At 51.1% G+C, this 3,369-nt stretch carries 2 rRNA genes; both read right to left on the minus strand.

Going from position 1 to position 3,369, the window contains the following annotated elements:
• Nucleotides 1–58: 58 nt before the first annotated feature.
• A 5S ribosomal RNA gene (rrf, locus tag Q8W22_RS16490) occupies nucleotides 59–174 on the minus strand.
• Nucleotides 175–340: 166 nt separating this feature from the next.
• Nucleotides 341–3,225: ribosomal RNA gene (locus tag Q8W22_RS16495) — 23S ribosomal RNA — on the minus strand.
• Between the last annotated feature and the right edge of the window lie 144 nt (nucleotides 3,226–3,369).

The raw sequence follows: 3,369 nt of genomic DNA on the forward strand, positions 1-3,369 counted from the left end.
TCTCACAGGCATAAAAAAACCCCGCCCTGCATAACAGGACGGGGTATTTCGTTTAAGAGCTTGACGATGACCTACTCTCACATGGGGAAGCCCCACACTACCATCGGCGATGCTGCGTTTCACTTCTGAGTTCGGGATGGATTCAGGTGGTTCCACAGCTCTATTGTCGTCAAGCAAACTGTTATGGTGTTGTCTGTCTTAAGGGGATCCTGTGAAGGATCGACCCGGCAGCGTTCACCAAATAAGGTTGGATACATGAGTTTTTTGAGAGATTTTTAACATTTTGTCTAGCAGTTGCTCAGGGCTTGGGTCGTTAATAACAGCCCGGTTTGGGTGTTATATGGTCAAGCCTCACGGGCAATTAGTATCAGTTAGCTCAACGCCTCGCAACGCTTACACATCTGACCTATCAACCTGGTGGTCTTCCAGGGCCCTACAGGGAACTCAAGGTTCCAGTGAGATCTCATCTTGAAGGAGGCTTCACGCTTAGATGCTTTCAGCGTTTATCCCGTCCGAACGTAGCTACCCGGCAATGCATCTGGCGATACAACCGGAACACCAGAGGTTCGTCCACTCCGGTCCTCTCGTACTAGGAGCAGCTCTTCTCAAATCTCAAACGCCCACGGCAGATAGGGACCGAACTGTCTCACGACGTTCTAAACCCAGCTCGCGTACCACTTTAAATGGCGAACAGCCATACCCTTGGGACCGGCTTCAGCCCCAGGATGTGATGAGCCGACATCGAGGTGCCAAACACCGCCGTCGATGTGAACTCTTGGGCGGTATCAGCCTGTTATCCCCGGAGTACCTTTTATCCGTTGAGCGATGGCCCTTCCATACAGAACCACCGGATCACTATGACCTACTTTCGTACCTGCTCGACGTGTCTGTCTCGCAGTTAAGCCGGCTTGTGCCATTACACTAACCTCCTGATGTCCGACCAGGATTAGCCGACCTTCGTGCTCCTCCGTTACTCTTTGGGAGGAGACCGCCCCAGTCAAACTACCCACCACACAGTGTCCTCGATCCAGATAATGGACCTGAGTTAGAACCCCAAATTGACCAGGCTGGTATTTCAAGGTTGGCTCCACGACAACTGGCGTCATCGCTTCAAAGCCTCCCAGCTATCCTACACAAGCCAATTCAAAGTTCACTGTGAAGCTGTAGTAAAGGTTCACGGGGTCTTTCCGTCTAGCCGCGGGAACGCAGCATCTTAACTGCGAATTCAATTTCACTGAGTCTCGGGTGGAGACAGTGTGACCGTCATTACGCCATTCGTGCAGGTCGGAACTTACCCGACAAGGAATTTCGCTACCTTAGGACCGTTATAGTTACGGCCGCCGTTTACCGGGGCTTCGATCAAGAGCTTCTCGTGAGATAACCCCATCAATTAACCTTCCGGCACCGGGCAGGCGTCACACCCTATACGTCCACTTTCGTGTTTGCAGAGTGCTGTGTTTTTAATAAACAGTTGCAGCCACCTGGTATCTTCGACCGGTCTCAGCTTACGGAGTAAATCCTTCACCAAAACCGGCGCACCTTCTCCCGAAGTTACGGTGCCATTTTGCCTAGTTCCTTCACCCGAGTTCTCTCAAGCGCCTTGGTATTCTCTACCTACCCACCTGTGTCGGTTTAGAGTACGGTTCATTTGTAGCTGAAGCTTAGAGGCTTTTCTTGGAAGCATGGCATCGACCACTTCGGACTCCGTAGAGTCACCGTCGTCGCTTCTCGGCATAAAGATCCCGGATTTGCCTAAGATCTCTGCCTACCAGCTTAAACACGGACAACCAACGCCGTGCTGGCCTAGCCTTCTCCGTCCCCCCATCGCACTACAAACAAGTACAGGAATATTAACCTGTTTCCCATCGACTACGCTCTTCAGCCTCGCCTTAGGGGCCGACTAACCCTGCCCCGATTAACGTTGGACAGGAACCCTTGGGTTTCCGGCGGGGGAGTTTTTCACTCCCCTTGTCGTTACTTATGTCAGCATTCGCACTTCTGATACCTCCAGCCTGGTTCACACCTTGACCTTCAACGGCTTACAGAACGCTCCTCTACCATGCGTATGAATACGCATCCGTAGCTTCGGTGTACAGTTTGAGCCCCGTTATATCTTCCGCGCAGGCCGACTCGACTAGTGAGCTATTACGCTTTCTTTAAAGGGTGGCTGCTTCTAAGCCAACCTCCTAGCTGTCTGGGCCTTCCCACATCGTTTCCCACTTAACTGTAACTTTGGGACCTTAGCTGACGGTCTGGGTTGTTTCCCTTTTCACGACGGACGTTAGCACCCGCCGTGTGTCTCCCATGATTGAACTCACCGGTATTCGGAGTTTGCAAAGGGTTGGTAAGTCGGGATGACCCCCTAGCCTTAACAGTGCTCTACCCCCGGTGGTTATACATGAGGCACTACCTAAATAGTTTTCGAGGAGAACCAGCTATCTCCGAGCTTGATTAGCCTTTCACTCCGATCCACAAGTCATCCCCTACCTTTTCAACGGGAGTGGGTTCGGTCCTCCAGTGCCTGTTACGGCACCTTCAACCTGCTCATGGATAGATCGCCCGGTTTCGGGTCTAATGCTAGCGACTGGACGCCCAGTTAAGACTCGCTTTCGCTACGGCTCCGTTAACACTTAACCTTGCCACTAACATTAAGTCGCTGACCCATTATACAAAAGGTACGCAGTCACCGAACAAGTCGGCTCCCACTGCTTGTACGTACGCGGTTTCAGGGTCTATTTCACTCCCCTAACAGGGGTTCTTTTCGCCTTTCCCTCACGGTACTAGTTCACTATCGGTCATCTGGGAGTATTTAGCCTTGGAGGATGGTCCCCCCATGTTCAGTCAGGATAACACGTGTCCCGACCTACTCGTTTTCACAATCTATAAGTTTTCGTATACGGGGCTATCACCCACTATGGCGGCACTTTCCAGAGCCTTCTACTAACTACAAGATTGCTTAAGGGCTAGTCCCCGTTCGCTCGCCGCTACTAAGGGAATCTCGGTTGATTTCTTTTCCTCGGGGTACTTAGATGTTTCAGTTCTCCCGGTTCGCCTCTTACACCTATGAATTCAGTGCAAGATACCTGTAAACAGGTGGGTTTCCCCATTCAGAGATCTCCGGGTCACAGGTTGTTTGCCACCTCACCGAAGCTTATCGCAGGCTACCACGTCTTTCATCGCCTCCAGATGCCAAGGCATCCACCGCGCACGCTTAGTCACTTGACCATATAACCCCAAACCGTTTACCTTCCTACAAGCTATGAGGAAGAAAACTTTCATGGCAGGGTTAATGTTGACGTTAATCCGCCAAGCAACTGCTAGCTTTCTATGTTGAGAATCTCAATTCTCATGTATCCAAATTTTTAAAGA

It is taken from the genome of Oceanobacter sp. 1_MG-2023 (genome assembly GCF_030689025.1).
Taxonomy (GTDB): Bacteria; Pseudomonadota; Gammaproteobacteria; order Pseudomonadales; family Oceanobacteraceae; genus Oceanobacter.